12 protein-coding genes are annotated in these 14,577 nt (G+C 60.0%); 2 read left to right on the top strand and 10 right to left on the bottom strand.

Annotation, left to right across the window (positions count from 1 at the left end; all coding sequences use genetic code 11):
• The 7 genes from THPRO_RS06640 to THPRO_RS16630 form a co-directional block, all read right to left on the bottom strand.
• Positions 1-1,764, bottom strand: a complete 1,764-nt coding sequence (locus THPRO_RS06640) for a type IV secretion system DNA-binding domain-containing protein (protein WP_065089382.1) — start codon at positions 1,762-1,764, stop codon at positions 1-3.
• 1 nt (position 1,765) lies between these two features.
• Entirely contained in the window at positions 1,766-2,209 is a 444-nt protein-coding gene (locus tag THPRO_RS06635; protein WP_065089381.1) for a hypothetical protein, read from the bottom strand.
• Positions 2,206-2,541, bottom strand: coding sequence for a hypothetical protein (locus tag THPRO_RS06630; protein ID WP_065089380.1), 336 nt, complete (start codon positions 2,539-2,541; stop codon positions 2,206-2,208). Before THPRO_RS06630 ends, THPRO_RS06635 begins: the two co-directional genes overlap by 4 nt.
• The gene (locus THPRO_RS16955; RefSeq protein ID WP_082954486.1) at positions 2,541-3,005 is read right to left on the bottom strand and encodes a topoisomerase DNA-binding C4 zinc finger domain-containing protein; all 465 of its coding nucleotides are present in this window, start codon (positions 3,003-3,005) and stop codon (positions 2,541-2,543) included. Before THPRO_RS16955 ends, THPRO_RS06630 begins: the two co-directional genes overlap by 1 nt.
• 314 nt (positions 3,006-3,319) lie before the next feature.
• The gene (locus tag THPRO_RS06625) at positions 3,320-3,811 is read right to left on the bottom strand and encodes an outer membrane lipoprotein (RefSeq protein ID WP_052064210.1); all 492 of its coding nucleotides are present in this window, start codon (positions 3,809-3,811) and stop codon (positions 3,320-3,322) included.
• A gap of 46 nt (positions 3,812-3,857) precedes the next feature.
• Positions 3,858-4,205: a hypothetical protein gene (locus THPRO_RS06620; protein WP_038088589.1), complete on the bottom strand. Its 348-nt coding sequence runs from the start codon at positions 4,203-4,205 to the stop codon at positions 3,858-3,860.
• 99 nt (positions 4,206-4,304) lie between these two features.
• Positions 4,305-5,198: a hypothetical protein gene (locus THPRO_RS16630; protein ID WP_145930711.1), complete on the bottom strand. Its 894-nt coding sequence runs from the start codon at positions 5,196-5,198 to the stop codon at positions 4,305-4,307.
• Positions 5,199-5,742: 544 nt separating this feature from the next.
• Here THPRO_RS16630 and THPRO_RS06610 point away from each other — a divergent pair.
• Entirely contained in the window at positions 5,743-10,611 is a 4,869-nt protein-coding gene (locus THPRO_RS06610; protein WP_038088583.1) for a DEAD/DEAH box helicase, read from the top strand.
• Positions 10,612-10,811: 200 nt separating this feature from the next.
• Here the strand turns inward: THPRO_RS06610 and THPRO_RS06605 are convergent, their stop codons facing one another.
• Positions 10,812-11,477: a hypothetical protein gene (locus THPRO_RS06605; RefSeq protein ID WP_038088580.1), complete on the bottom strand. Its 666-nt coding sequence runs from the start codon at positions 11,475-11,477 to the stop codon at positions 10,812-10,814.
• A 164-nt stretch (positions 11,478-11,641) separates the two neighbouring features.
• Here THPRO_RS06605 and THPRO_RS06600 point away from each other — a divergent pair, with 164 nt between their 5' ends.
• The gene (locus THPRO_RS06600; protein WP_038088578.1) at positions 11,642-11,905 is read left to right on the top strand and encodes a hypothetical protein; all 264 of its coding nucleotides are present in this window, start codon (positions 11,642-11,644) and stop codon (positions 11,903-11,905) included.
• 116 nt (positions 11,906-12,021) lie between these two features.
• On the opposite strand, the gene THPRO_RS17170 is transcribed toward THPRO_RS06600, so the two are convergent.
• Complete coding sequence (locus THPRO_RS17170) at positions 12,022-12,885, bottom strand: hypothetical protein (protein WP_201786950.1); 864 nt, start codon at positions 12,883-12,885, stop codon at positions 12,022-12,024.
• Entirely contained in the window at positions 12,869-14,299 is a 1,431-nt protein-coding gene (gene dnaB, locus THPRO_RS06590; RefSeq protein WP_065089378.1) for a replicative DNA helicase, read from the bottom strand. Before dnaB ends, THPRO_RS17170 begins: the two co-directional genes overlap by 17 nt.
• Between the last annotated feature and the right edge of the window lie 278 nt (positions 14,300-14,577).

The following is a 14,577-nucleotide window of genomic DNA, read 5'->3' as shown; positions in this document are numbered from 1 at the left end:
TCATTCTCCTTTCGGGATTTTCAGGTCGTACTTCGACTCGAGGATTTGGAGATCCTGAGTCCACTTATGCCGCGATCTTTCGCGGCAAATCTTCATTTCCTGATCGATGTACTTTCGTGCGGTTTCAGCGTCCCACTGATTCAGTTCAGCCAGTCGCTTCATCGCTTCCTGCTCTTGCCCTTTCTGCGCGGCATGGCCAAGGTGTTTTGCCTGATGGCAGGAAGGGCAAAGGGCTTGCAGTCGTTCTAGTTTTTGCACCTTGGCTTGATCGTCATAGCTCCACACCTCATGCGTTTCCACCGGCCATTTGTCGCCCACACCTCCGCAGATTTCGCACACGCCGCCAGCTTCGGCAGCCGTGCGCTTTTGGAGGCGCTGCCACTGATCAGCAGTGAGGATATGTCTCAGGTTTTCGCCCGCGCATGTTGCGGGGATGAGTTCGAGTGACAGCCCCGGCGCGACGATCTTTTCGTCGGGCGCAGTGCTCTCCTGCTGCACTTCCTTCACCACCGGCGGCGGCGCTTTCTGCGCTGCGGCACGGGGGATGAATGAGGGCACCGCAGGCTCTTTGTGAGTGATACCAATCGACACTTTTGCCAGTGGATAATCACCCGCCAGTTTCAAATATCCCACCCGATCCGGCAGGCATTGCAGTTCACTCGGCAGCACGGCGCGCTCGATCACCACATGCTCTGATGTGCTCGACCCACTTGGCCCATGGCTGCTGTGCTCGCGACTGATCTGGTGCTCGCCGAGCGCCCTACTCATCGTGTCGGCCGTCTCGGGATCAGGCGACCTTAAAATCACTTGACTGGATAGGCACGACAGCAGGACGGTCGCGCCCTCACGGCCATAGACTTGTCGAAGTTGCGCGACAGATTGCAGGCCCAAAATGGCGCGCAGGCCATATTTCCGCCCGTTGGTCAGTGCGTCGGACAGCGCCTGCACTTTGCCCAAAAGCGCGACCTCATCCAGCACCAGCCAGATTCGCCGTTCACGGCTAGGTTCCAGATCGAGGATGGCCGACACCGCTTCGCCGAGCCATGCGCTTATCAGCGGTGCCATGGCCGCGCGTTGGCTGTCCTTATAGGGCAGCCACAGCCAACCCGAGCCGCCTTCTATCCATCGCCGAATCGACCACGCATCCGCGCCCGCATCCGGCGGTAAAAACCTGTACGCGGGGAGAGCCGATCCGATGATGCCGCGCACCGCCGACAACATTTTTGCGGCGCCGGTATCGAAAAGCGTTTGAGCAGGGAGCCCCTGGACTATCGCTTCGATTTCATCGCTTTTGGCGACGGTCAAAAGACGCACAAATTTCTCATTTGCCGCGCCACCAGACTCCCACAGCCTTTCCAAAATTGCGGCCACAAGGCCTTGCGAGTATTTCTGCCACTCTGCTGCGTCGCCGCTTGTTTCAATATCGGGAATGATCGACTTCGCCACTCTGTCCGCGTCTTCCTGACCGCGCATTTCCGAGAAAGGCGACCACGGCACCGACCGCTGGTCCAGCGGCGCAAGGATGGTGTCGCCTTCGCGCCACCACCGGCTCATATATTGCCCGCCGGGGTCAGCCATGATCACGCGGTCGCCGCGCTCACGAATTACGTCTAGATTCGCGCTGATCGCCTGGCTTTTGCCCGTACCTGTGCTGCCTGCGATCAGGAAGTGCAGCGGCTCCAAACTCGGCGGCACGGGCACGCCGCCGATCTGGATTCGGTCGCTGCGCGGGCGGGGTTTCTGAGGTTTCTGCCAGGGCCACATTTCAGTCTTGCTCCCGAGTCATCGCCGCCAGATCTTCGGCCGTAGCGGCCTTGCTGCCGCGCTTGTGTTCCTCCTCAGCGCGACCGATGCCGAGCGCCTTGGCGATGCGGTGGCGGTAAAAGAAAGCGACCAAAGGCGAGAGCAGGATCAATCCATAAATAATCGAGAGAGCATCAGTTCCCAGCCCACCCAGGGTAGGAGGGTGGGCGATCAGATTCTGGACTGCGCCTATCGAGACCAGCACATCCCAGGCGATCAATGGCGCGCGGATCGCCCATCTGAGACTGTCCGCAAAATTCGCCGTTTGCCGCCAGATCGCGCGATTCGCGAGGGCCAGAAGCCCCGCGCCCACAAAAACCCAACCGCCGACGCCGGCGGCCGTGACCGCACCAGCAAAAAAGGCAGCGCCACCTCTCAAAACCAATCGAAAAATTTCCTTGGTCATTTCACTTTCTCCGTCATTTTTCTCAACTGTTCCGCCGTCGCGGCGCGTGCGCCGCGTTCGGTTTTCTGCGAGCGTTTTCTGCTTGGCATCCGCCATGCCCACACAAAAAGCCATGCGCCTGTCACCATCAGCACCCCCGCCACCCAGGGCGAAAAGATCGCCCATGCGGGGAAGCGGCCGCCCTCGTGCAGCCACGTCATCAGGCCCCGCCATTCACGATCATCCATTACCCAATGCAGGCAATAGATGGTCATGGCGACCGCCGCCGTCGCGCGGATGGACCAGCGCAGGGCGACTTGGCCGGCCGAATCGGTTTCGGTGATGCGTCCCATCAGCCCTCATCCTCTATCTGCCGCGTGCCACGGCACTCAGGGAAGCGGCGGCAGCCCCAAAAGGCGCCATTCCTGCCCGAGCGCCGTTTCATGTGTCCGTGGCCTTCGTCATCCGGGCAGAGCGGAGCCAGGTTTTCTTGAGACGGTGGCAGGCTTTGGTCTGCAAGATCAAAAGTCGCTTCGCAGTCAGGGCATTTCAAAAACGCGCCGAACTTGGCGCCTTCGATATATTCCAGTGACGCTTGTCCGCACTCAGGACACGTCAAATCCGGCACGGCTTCCTTGGTGATCTGCGTCGTTTTGGGCTCGCCGCCATCGTCTGAATAGATCGCACCGCACTCATCCTCGCCATTCAGGCAAAGCCAGTAAAACCGCTGTTTTTTGGAGGACCACACGCGCTTGAGATCATCCCCGCAGCGCGGGCAAGCCGCGCGACGGATCTCGGGTTTTGTCCGCTCATCCATGGCTGCCTCCCACAACGCGAAACCGCTCGCCGGTCTGCTTCACATCCACCCTCTCTCCCGAGCTAAGGGGGATGCCAGACGGGTTTTGGGCCACCACTATTCTCCCGGAGTCCAGGACTATTTGAGCTGCGCGATCACCCACCAAGGACACAGTTCCATGTCTAACTACCGCCTCGCCGCGCGGCGGGACGTAGGGAGCGGGAGGGAAGATGTCCACTGTGGGAATAGTCTTGGAAGACTGGCTAGAGACAACCCAGCCCCCAGCCAAGGTCAGGCCTCCCAGGACGCCCGCGCCGATCAAGACCAACGTCCTTTTATTCATTTGCCCCTCCCTTGGCCTTCTCCTGCGGCATTGGGAAAACTCGCGCGCGGCCGCGGGGGGAAATGGTGATGCCAACCGCTTCGCCTGGGTGAAGCAGTGGCCCTTGCTCGACGACAGTCAAAAGCCGTCCGCTTCCAGCGAGCTGCACCGTCACCTGCTGGGCCGGGCCGGTCGCCTGACTCTCCACGGACTGCCCGACGATCCCGCCAGCGATGGCTCCGACCGTGCCGGCCAGGGCTTGGCCCAGGCCGCCCGAGCCGTGCGCCAGAGCCGCGCCGCCGATGCCGCCGATGGCGGCTCCGGCCATGCTGCCTACCCCGGCGCGCGGGGCCTGGATGTGCACCACACGATCATTCACCACGACGCCTGTCAGGGTTTGCATGGCTTGCAGTCCACCCTGGTACTCATCCGCCCGGTAGCTCGCGCATCCACTCACCAGCAGCGCGGCAAGCACGGGGGTTACTAAAAACATTTTCTTATTCATGTCATTCACCACCTATTTGATATGACGGAATCCACGTCATAGAAAATCACGAGAAGATCGGTGCGAGCAGCATTGCCAGCCCGATCACCGCAGCCCATCCCCAACCGCGCGCGCGGGGGGTATGGGTGATATGCGTCACCTGCCGACACGGCCCGCCATGCAGGTGCCACCAGCGCAAATTTCTGATTTTCAAAATCTCCAAAAATCGCGCCCACGGCCCCCACAGCATCATTTCTTGCTCTGCGTCGTACCGCCCCTGCCTGGACTTCTCCACGACCCGCTGGATCACGGGGTGGACGGGTCCTCGCTGGCTTGCCAGCCACTGGTCGAACGCGTCCGCGCGGTCGCCGGGAGTGGGAAGGTTTTGGTAAAAATCCGTGCGGTAGAACGCCATGACGAAACCCTCAAAAATTACCTAAAAATTACCTACTGCCATTTTCCAGAATTTCCGAATAACGCAAGTCCCGCCCGGTTTTGCCGGGCGGGTTGGCTGTTAAAATCGCATCCGCACGCCCATCTCCACCTGCATGTCTTTGCCGCCGTCCACGTCTGCGGCGGTGGCAGTGACCACCGCACCGTCCGGCACCTTCCACGCACCAGACACGGCCACCACCTGCGAGGCATAGCTGTCTCCCACCAGCCGCGCCGGGCCGACCGGCTGATAAGCCAGGGGAATCTCGCTGCCGCCCGGCAGGCGCTGGGCGGAGACCTTCGCATTCCACCGCGGGGCATGGATGACCAGAGAGGCGACCACCCCGCGCGCACGGGGAGCGGCCGGGCCTTGCGGCTGGATTTCGCCCACGCTGGCGGACAGATAATCCATGCCTATCAAAGGGATGTAGCGCACGCCGGCCGACACCGTCACCGGGGCCTGTACTTGCTCAAGACGCCAGCCCGCGCGCCGGGCCTGGGCGAAGCCGTCCGCCAGATCGAGGCGCCCGGTGAAGCCCAGCCCACCCAGGGCCTTGGCCTGCTGGGTGATCGTCAGGGTCGGTGAGATCGACCCGGACAGGCCTCCATTGAAGCCGCTGCCCAGGTCCACCAGCGGCAGATAAGCAAAGCCAATCGTTCCGTTGACAGTCGCATCGGCCGATCCCTGAGCCGACCGGCGGGAAGGGGGCGGGGTAGTGGTGCCGGTCAAAAACACCACTCCGGTCAGGCATCGAGGAGGACAGGAGCTAAGGGAGGGAGGAGCAGAAAAGCTCTTGATGGTGCTGCCCACTCGCGCCCAGGGGCCAAAGGAGGGATTTCCCCAGGTCTGAGAAAACACCGCACCCTGGCTGGCATCGCCAGCGAAAATTGAAACGTGGTCGGTCGTCCCAGCATGCGCGGCGGGGATGGCAGCCGCCATGGCGGCGGAGGCGACGAACATTTGAAGATTTTTCATTTTTTGGCTCCTTAATAATTTCATTCATGCAGCAGGTTTAACCAGCTGTCTGAACTGATTATTTAAGAAGCGAGCACGCGAACAAATCCCCTATTTGCTAACGCCTGCAAACGAGTTTTTAAGCGTGTATTAAAGTGGGTTAAAGCGGGGTTTAGCGGGAAATTTTTTGAAAAATATTTGGGCGATGGGCGCGCTGGCGCACCAATGTTCAGCCGAGATTTTGTCCTTGGCAGGAAGCACCTAGCTCGACGATCATCGCTGTGACCGTCAGGGGAAAGAAATCACGGCCTATCCACGTCAACAGCAGCATGATTGACACCACATACGCAGGGACAGGACATGCTGGGGACAATATGGCCGACAGCGGACAGGGAGGTAGACGCTTTCTCGATCAACACTAGAATGAATGAAGGCCGCGAAGAACGAGGACTCGGGCTGCCTCGGGCTGTCTCGGACTGTGCTGCCTCGCTGCCGTGAGCAAACGTCGTTTGATGTATCCTTGGCGCCCTTAGACACATAGAGTCAACCGCCAAGGGGATGCGCAATGGACGAAGCGGCACGGCCAGATTCCATCGATGCAGTTCTGGATAACTTACGCGCTCGATCCCATGACGAACTCCACAAAGGCAAGCTGTTTGAACGCCTGATCGTCCAGTACCTCAAGACCGACCCGACCTATGCCAACACGCTCGCCCACGTCTGGACCTGGGCGGAGTGGCCGCAACGTCCCGCCGACTGGAAAGCCGACAACACCGGCATCGATCTGGTCGGCCAAACGCACGAGGGCACCTTCTGGGCGATCCAGTGCAAGTTCTACGACGCCGGCTCGACGCTCGACAAGGCGCACGTCTCGTCCTTCCTCGCCGACAGCGCCAAGGTCTTCACCGTTGACGGCATAGAGCAGTCCTTCGCCTACCGGCTGTTCGTCAGCACAACGGCTCGGCTGGGCAAAGGCGCGGAAGGCGTCATTGCGGATCAACCGAACTTCGGCATTCTGTATCGCGAAGACCTCGCGGAAGCCCCCGTCGATTGGTCAGAGCTGGATGTCCTCAAACCGGAGCAGATGAAGCGCCGGACGCGCAAGCACCTGCGCGAGCATCAGGAGGAGGCCATCCGCGAAACCGTGGACGGCTTCGCCGGGCTTGATCGGGGCAAGCTCATCATGGCCTGCGGCACCGGCAAGACCTTCACCGCGCTGCGTCTGAACGAAACCGTTACGCCCGATACCGGCCTGACGCTGTTCCTTGCGCCCTCCATCACCTTGGTATCGCAGACCCTGCGTGAATGGTCAGCCGAAGCCGAACAGCCCTTCGATGCCTTCGTGGTGTGCTCCGACTCGCGCGTGGGCCGCGAGGAAGAGGACATCAAGACGGCGGAACTGGCGTATCCGGCCACCACGGATGCGCGCCGGCTGGGCCGCGCCATCGTTCAGGCTGGGCAACGCCACACGCGCCGCCGTGTGGTTTTCTCCACGTACCAGTCGATTCAGGTCGTCATCGACGCGCAGCGCAGCGGCGGTCTGCCGGCCTTCGATCTGGTGATCTGCGATGAGGCCCACCGAACCACCGGACTGACGCTTCCCAAGGAAGATGCGTCCGATTTCGTGAAAGTCCATGACAATGCCGTGCTGCGGGCCAGCAAGCGCCTCTACATGACGGCGACGCCGCGCATCTTCGCCGAAGCGAGCAAAACCAAAGCCGGTGAGAAGAACGCCGTACTCTATTCCATGGACGATGAGGCCACTTTTGGCACCGAGTTCTATCGCCTGAGCTTCGGGCAGGCCGTGCAGCGCGACTTGCTGGCCGAGTACAAGGTGCTGATCGTCGCGGTGGACGAAGACCGCATGGCATCGGTCGCCAACAGTTTCAACAACGCCTACAAGATCGACGAGAAAAATGCCGTGGACATCGACTTTGCCACGCGCATCATCGGTAGCTGGAAGGGGTTATCCAAGCAGGGCCTGAAAGTCATCGACGATGGCGAAGTCAGCGATCTGGAGGAAGACACCGCGCCGATGCGCCGGGCCGTGGCGTTCTCAAAGTCGATCAAGGCGTCCCATGAGGCCACGAAAGTCTTTGCCGATCTGGTCAGGCTCTACCGCCAGGAGCACGAAGACGACGACAGCATGGTGAATGCCACATTACATCATGTGGACGGCACCATGAACATGGCCCGGCGCAAGGACGAACTGGACTGGCTCAAGGATGAACCCGACGCAGGCCAGTGCCGCATCCTGTCCAATGCCCGGTGTTTGTCCGAAGGTGTGGACGTGCCGGCGCTCGATGCCGTGGTGTTCTTCGACACCCGAGAATCCATTGTGGACATCGTGCAGTCGGTCGGCCGCGTCATGCGCAAAGCGCCCGATAAGCAGTATGGGTACATCATCCTGCCGGTCGCGATCCCGACAAAAAAGGTCAAGGACTACAACAGTTATCTTGAGAGTAATCCGCAGTTTAAGGGCATCTGGAAAGTCATCAAGGCGCTGCGGGCGCATGATGAACGCCTGGTCGATGAAGCGGAGTTCCGGCGGCGCATCAAGGTCATTGGGCGAGGCAAAGGAGGCAAAGGCAGCGAGGGAGGCGGCGGGCAGCTTCCGCTGGACATTCCTCTTGTTCCTGTCGAGGACATCCAGCAGGCCGTGTACGCCGCGATCCCGCGCAAGCTGGGCGACCGTGAGTATTGGGCCGAATGGGCCAAGAGCGTGGCCCAGATCGCCCACAGGATCACCCAACGCATCGAAAAGCTGATCGAGCGGCCCTACAGCAACGGGCGCAAGGCGTTCAACGCCTACCTCAAGGGGCTACGCAAGAACATCAATCCCGGTATCTCAGAGGAAGAAGCCATCGAGATGCTGGCCCAGCACATCATCACCCGCCCGGTGTTCGATGCACTGTTCGAGGGACGCGGATTTTCGGACGACAACCCCATCTCCCAAGCCATGCAGCGAATCATCGATCACGTCGATGATCATGGCGTGGACAGCGAAACGGACGATCTGGAACGGTTCTACGATAACGTGCGCGGCCGCGTGGCGCTCGCCAAGAGCGACAAGTCTCGTCAGGAAATCATCAAGAACCTGTACGACACCTTCTTTAACAATGCCTTCCCACGCATGGCCGAGCGGCTGGGCATCGTCTACACGCCTATCGAGCCGGTGGACTTCATTGTTCACAGCGTCGAGGCTGTCCTGAACAAGCACTTCGGCATTAGCGTATCGTCGCCTGACGTGCAGATCATCGATCCCTTTGTGGGAACGGGCACGTTCATCGTGCGCCTGCTGCAATCTGGTCTTATCAAGCCAGACGACATAGAGCGCAAATATCGGAACGAACTACACGCCAATGAAATCGTGCTGCTGGCCTACTATGTGGCAGCGGTCAATATCGAGACGGCCTATCACGGCGTGAGCGGCAAGAATGCGCCGTTCGATGGCATCGTGCTGACGGATACGTTCCAGATGTACGAGGCTGATCAGAGTGATCATCTGGAGGGTGGGTTCTCCAGAGAGAACGCCGAGCGGGTTGAACGGCAGAAGAAGCAGCCCATCCGGGTGGTGATCGGCAATCCGCCGTATTCCGCCGGACAGACAAGCGCCAACGATAACAACCAGAATCAGGCATACCCGAAGCTGGATGAGCGTATCCGCGTAACCTATGCGGCACAGTCGTCTGCGATAAACAAGAACAGCCTCTACGCATCCGAAATCAAGGCGATGCGCTGGGCCTCTGACCGTATCGGCAAGGAGGGCGTGGTCGCCTTTGTGACGAACGGCTCCTTCATCGACGGCAACACGGCAGATGGACTGCGCAAGCGCCTGACACAGGAATTCAGCCATCTGTATGTGTTTAATTTGAGAGGAAATCAGCGCACTGCTGGTGAACTTTCTCGAAAAGAAGGCGGCAAGGTGTTTGGGTCGGGTTCACGCAACACGGTAGCGATTATCTTGATGGTGAAAAACCCTGCGCATACCGGCCCATGTGAGTTGTTCTATCGAGACATCGGTGATTATCTGGATCGTGAAGAAAAGCTCAGCCGCATTGCGGACTTTGGCAGCGTCGACAAGGTGCCGTGGACGCGCATCACGCCGAATGAGGCGGGTGACTGGATCAATCAGCGGAATCCGGAGTTTGAGGGGTTCGTGGCGCTTGGAGACAAGAGCGACAAAGACGCTGCAACGATCTTCGAGACATACTCGCGTGGAATCTCAACAAGCCGCGACGACTGGGCCTACAACTTCTCGCGTGTGGCGCTTGAGAGCAACATGCGGCGAATGATCGACAACTATAACACCGAGGTAGACCGCTACGCTGCCGCATGTGCTGGAGCGACGGAAAAGCCGGATGTCGATACCATCGTGGACAGCGATCCAAAGCGGATCAAGTGGTCGCGTGGCTTGAAGTCCGATGCCGAACGTGGACGGAAATACGACCTTGAGCAGAACTCTGTTGTGATGAGTATTTATAGGCCGTTTACGAAAGCGTGGTCGTATTTCAATCGTCGCCTGAACGACATGGTGTATCAGATGCCACGCCTATTCCCAACACCGCGTCACCAGAATCTGGCGATCTCAGTATCTGGCGTTGGAGTAACCAAGGATTATTCGTGCTTGATAGTAGATTGTGTTCCAGACTTGAATCTGATTCAGGCAGGTCAATTTTTCCCTCTATATGTCTACGAAAAAACGGACAAAGATAGACCATCCGGCGATTCAGACCTGTTCCAGCAGCAGGATGACGCCGTCCCAGACAGTGACGGCTACGTGCGCCGTGATGGAATCACAGACGAAGCCCTGGAAGCCTATCGCAAGCATTACGGTGACGACTCGATCACCAAAGAAGACCTGTTCTATCACGTCTACGGACTGCTGCACTCGCCGGAGTATCGGCAGCAGTATGCCGCCGACCTCAAGCGCATGCTGCCCCGTATTCCTAAGCCTGCCAGCATCGAGACGTTCAGGGCATTTGCCTCGGCGGGCCGCAAGCTGGCCGACCTGCACCTGAACTATGAAACGATTGAGCCGTGGCCGCTGGAAGAGCGCTACAAACAGAAGCAGCACGGTCTGCTGGATGCTCCTGAACAGCCGAATTACCGCGTGGCGAAGATGCGGTTTCCCAGCAAGAAGGACAAATCCAAGATCATCTACAACAGCGAACTGACCCTGGAAGGCATCCCGCCAGAGGCATTCGAGTATGTCGTCAACGGCAAGTCCGCGATTGAATGGGTGATGGAGCGCTATCAGGTCACGACAGCCAAGGACAGCAGTATCAAGAACGACCCGAACCTGTGGTGTGACGAACACAACGATCCGCGCTACATCGTCGATCTGGTCAAGCGGGTAGTGCGAGTGAGCGTGGAGACGCAGCGGCTTGTTAAACGCCTACCGAAGTTAGACGAAAACTTAAGAGAAAGATGACTAAACATGTCAATTATCAATCAAACTAATACGGTTCAGCGTCAGCGTCAGCGGCCTCGCGTTTGCGTCGCAGAACTTGCGTCGGGCACCGGCAGCCGCCGCGCCGCGATCTTTGTTTGTTTTTGGCTTTGGAGCAATACACCAGGCGCAAAAAAGGCCGGTGTATCCCGGCCACGTTTTCGTTTTTCGTCGTTATGATGCTAGTCGCTTGGGCGATTTTCTAGGCGTGTCTTCAGATGCTCGCCAGTCAGGTCCTCGATGTCTTCGCACCACGTGACGCGGTCGATCAAGCTGTCTCGAATGTTTGCCTTCGAGGCTCCGCTGACGTGGGCATGAGGCTCATCTTCCACCGCCGCCAGTTCCAGCGCTTCACACGCCTTATCGAGCGGTACGTCTGCAGGCCAAGCCTCGTGCAGCCCATTAGAGAATAGCCAGTCGTCCAGATCCCACACCTGCACCAAATTCTCAGGCTCGGCGCACGCGAGATCGAGGATAGCTTGTACGTCCTGTGTAGCCGCCTTGGCGTCTTCAGTAAAGCTCACATCTGTCGGCCCACAAGCGCGCCTATGCACGGAATGACCACGATGCACTCGCTCCAACGCGGCCTGAAGGCCGGAGTCATCCAGCAGCGCAAGCGCCCTTTCGCGGTTCAGATAAGGTGACACACTCCATTGCAGCGTTCGCTTTTCATGGACATGCATCGGTACTCCGCCGCCCGGTTCGCCGTTCGTCGCAAAAAAAACATGGCCATTTTCGGTCAGGCACAAATGCGCCAGCCCGGGTTCAAACGCGCCATCAAAGCGGAAATACAACGGCGCGACCGTTTCATCAGGCAATTCTTTATCGATAGTCAAAGTCATGGTCATGAGAACCTCCGAGTGCTTCGCTCAAAACAGCCAGCTTAACCGGCTGTCTTGGCTAATTAGACCATGAGCTATAAGGTGAAAAAACCCCCTATTTGCTAACAATTGCAAACGAGTTTTTAAGCGTGTATTAAAGTGGGTTAAAGCGGGGTTTAGCGGGAAATTAATTGGAAAATATTTGGACTGGCGCGGGCGTATTCGGGGTCAAGGATGCCGCGCGGGATGTGGATACGGTGGTCGTGAGGTTGCTGGAATGCGAGGGTCGTCGAAGCGAGATCATGGGCGAAGCGATAAGGATGGAGCAGCGAGCGGAGTGGAGTGCGAAGGAGTTGTACGGTCAGGTCAGTGCATTGACGGGTAACGGTCGGGTACGGGAGACCGGGCCGGTGTTTGGTGGCGTCACGCAGATGAAGGAGTTGGGCCGTGGTTGATCAGCCAAGCGGATGGGGCCTGGACGCGGCCGAAGACGGCTATTTGTCGACCTCTGGCCTCTGGCAGCCGCCGCGCCCGCAAGCGGCGGCGGCTGCCTCCTATAGGCCTATAGGGCCTATAGATCTATAGGCTCCGGGGCTGGGCGCGTATTTTCCGGGGCTGGGCGCGTCGTCTCCGGGGCTGGGCGCGTCGTCTCCGGGGCTGGGTGCGTCGTCATGACGCCAGCCGCCCAGTCGATGTGAACGCCAGCCGTTGCCATGAGCGACGCATCGGCGGCGAGTTCGCGCCGTGCGCGGGCCCGGTCTCTGCTCTGCACGCCCACGGCGTCAAGCACGGTATCGATCCGCATTGTCGCGCCCGGCTTGTGGGACAGTATGAAGCGGGCGGCGGCCTGGCTTACGCCGTAACGCATGTGGAATACGGCCGCCGGGTAACGTACTTGCAACCGCCGCATAAGCGCAATCCATGCCCGCGAGATCGTGATTTCCCACATCATCCCGTCCCTGGGCGATGTACGGCCAGGCTCAGGAACCGGCGGCGCGGTTCTCCAGCGCGACCGTGATCCCACTCGCTCCGGCGGGGGGTCGCCGGCCTCGACAATGTGGGTGATGATCCCACTCCACTCTGATCGCTCACCGTGGATGATGAGCTCGATCTCGGCGGCACGTAGCGCGCGCAGGGCGTCCCTGATCTGCGAATATTTCCATCGATCCCAGCCCAGGCTGGCCCGCAGTCGGGCGGAGTCCACCAGGGCGGTCACGTCGCCCGTGGACTCCGGGCGCCACGCCTGAGCCGCCTCGCACACTGAGTCGAGTGCGTCGCGCTCGCGCTGGCCCAGATGGCCGGTGATGGTCGCATGCCCCCAGGCGGATTCGACGCGCTGTCTCACTAGGCCGCGCCCGACCCGGCGCACGGGGGCGAAAATCGGCACCCGGCAGGCGTGGCCCGCCGTGGTTATCATTTCACCATGGCGCGTCATTGGACCATCCTCTTTTAGCCTCCGCCATCGGCGGCGGCGGTCGCTTCCAATCCCGCGCCAGTGGCTTGAATGAACACGTCTCACCCAAAAATGCGAGCCGCACCGTGCCCGTGGCGCCGTTGCGCTGCTTGGCTATGATGATCTCTGCCGTCCCCTTGTCCGGGCTGTCCTCGTTGTAGACCTCGTCGCGGTAGATGAAGGCGATGAGATCGGCGTCCTGCTCGATCTGGCCGCTCTCGCGAAGATCGCCCAGCGTTGGCCGTTTGTCCGTACGCTGCTCAAGGCCCCTGTTCAACTGTGAGAGCGCGACCATCGGCACGTCAAAATCCTTGGCGATGGCCTTGAGTCCGCGCGAGATTTTGGACACCTCCTGCGTGCGGTTTTCACCCTCTGAAACAACGAGTTGCAGATAGTCCACTACGACCAGATCAAGGCCGCCCATGCTGGCTCGCATACCGCGCAGGGACTCGCGAATCTGGGGGATGGTCAGGGCCGGGCGATCATCAAGGGATAGCTCTCCCTCCATGGCTGACAGCCTAGCCACCCCAGCCGTCAGCTGCGCCCATGCGGCTTCCCCGCCGCCGTCCAGTTTTCTGGGGTCTCGAATGTGAGAGAGAGGCAGGCCGCTGGCGGCGGCGATCATGCGGTCCGCAAGGCCGGCCGCGGTCATTTCTAGCGAGATGACAGCTACCCGCGCGCCGTTTTCCGCCGCGTGCTGCGCGGCGTTCAGTGCCAAGGCCGTTTTACCCATCGATGGCCGGCCAGCCAGGACAATCATCTCGCCCCGATGCAGGCCTGTGGTGATGTCGTCCAGGTCAGGCCAAGGGGTCGCCAGACCTGGAAGAGCCCCCGCTTCATGGCGAAGCTCGATGCAATCGAGTGCGGCCCGGAGCGCGGCCTTGAGAGACGTGTCCCTACCCCCCCGCGCCGCTTCCCGCTCTGCTAGTGAGTCGGCTTCCTCCCTAAGCTCTTCAAGCGCTTCCAGCGCAGCAGTTCCCCGCTCGAACGCTCGCGCCGCGGAGGCTTGGGCGAGCGCCGCGATCTGCCTAAGCGCAGATCGCTCGCGCACAATATCTGCATAGGCGCGAACGTTGGCAGCGCTGGGAGTATCTCGAGCCAGAAGGCCGAGATAGGCCAGCCCGCCAGCCTGTTCCAAGGCGTCGGCCCGTTCCAAGGCGTCGGCCAGAGTGACCACGTCTACCGGCCGCCCGGCTTCGGCCAAGGCCCGGATCGCCCCAAAGATCAAGCGGTGATCGTGCCGGTAGAAATCGGCCTCGCTGACAAGATCGGCTACCTGATCCCAGGTCGCATTGTCGAGCATGAGTCCGCCGATGACAGCCTGTTCGGCTTCGATGGAATGGGGCGGGGTCGCTTCCCCGCCGGCGCGCGTGGGTGTAAAGTGCTGCTTACCCATGATCTTTACCTCTTCTCTTTCTCTCTCAGCGGGGGCAAGGGTTTTGGGCGGAGGGCGCGGCGGCAACCGCGCCCTCACTTGTTAACCGTTCTTCTTCTGGTGTCAGAGGGGAGTTTCCCAGGCGCCAAACCCGCGCAACAGCCCAGGATTGGAAAAAGACCCTTCTCCCCATCCTGACTTTTCCTGCCTGCAATCTCTTCACCCAGGGCTGCTCTTTCCTGATCGTCGACCCGCAAATAGCTCTGATCGAATCAGTCTTTAGGCCGATGATTTCAGCG

It is taken from the genome of Acidihalobacter prosperus, from assembly GCF_000754095.2.
Classification (GTDB): domain Bacteria; phylum Pseudomonadota; class Gammaproteobacteria; order DSM-5130; family Acidihalobacteraceae; genus Acidihalobacter; species Acidihalobacter prosperus.
The sequence above is the reverse complement of the archived record's forward strand: the minus strand, read 5'-3'. Positions and strand labels throughout refer to the sequence as shown.

What these genes read in the sequence shown, in the direction of transcription:
- THPRO_RS06640 (WP_065089382.1), bottom strand. Translation starts at nt 1,764, where the DNA reads ATGTGGCCCTGGCAGAAACCTCAGAAACCCCGCCCGCGCAGCGACCGA.
- THPRO_RS06635 (WP_065089381.1), bottom strand. Translation starts at nt 2,209, where the DNA reads ATGACCAAGGAAATTTTTCGATTGGTTTTGAGAGGTGGCGCTGCCTTT.
- THPRO_RS06630 (WP_065089380.1), bottom strand. Translation starts at nt 2,541, where the DNA reads ATGGGACGCATCACCGAAACCGATTCGGCCGGCCAAGTCGCCCTGCGC.
- THPRO_RS16955 (WP_082954486.1), bottom strand. Translation starts at nt 3,005, where the DNA reads ATGGATGAGCGGACAAAACCCGAGATCCGTCGCGCGGCTTGCCCGCGC.
- THPRO_RS06625 (WP_052064210.1), bottom strand. Translation starts at nt 3,811, where the DNA reads ATGAATAAGAAAATGTTTTTAGTAACCCCCGTGCTTGCCGCGCTGCTG.
- THPRO_RS06620 (WP_038088589.1), bottom strand. Translation starts at nt 4,205, where the DNA reads ATGGCGTTCTACCGCACGGATTTTTACCAAAACCTTCCCACTCCCGGC.
- THPRO_RS16630 (WP_145930711.1), bottom strand. Translation starts at nt 5,198, where the DNA reads ATGAAAAATCTTCAAATGTTCGTCGCCTCCGCCGCCATGGCGGCTGCC.
- THPRO_RS06610 (WP_038088583.1), top strand. Translation starts at nt 5,743, where the DNA reads ATGGACGAAGCGGCACGGCCAGATTCCATCGATGCAGTTCTGGATAAC.
- THPRO_RS06605 (WP_038088580.1), bottom strand. Translation starts at nt 11,477, where the DNA reads ATGACCATGACTTTGACTATCGATAAAGAATTGCCTGATGAAACGGTC.
- THPRO_RS17170 (WP_201786950.1), bottom strand. Translation starts at nt 12,885, where the DNA reads ATGACGCGCCATGGTGAAATGATAACCACGGCGGGCCACGCCTGCCGG.
- dnaB (WP_065089378.1), bottom strand. Translation starts at nt 14,299, where the DNA reads ATGGGTAAGCAGCACTTTACACCCACGCGCGCCGGCGGGGAAGCGACC.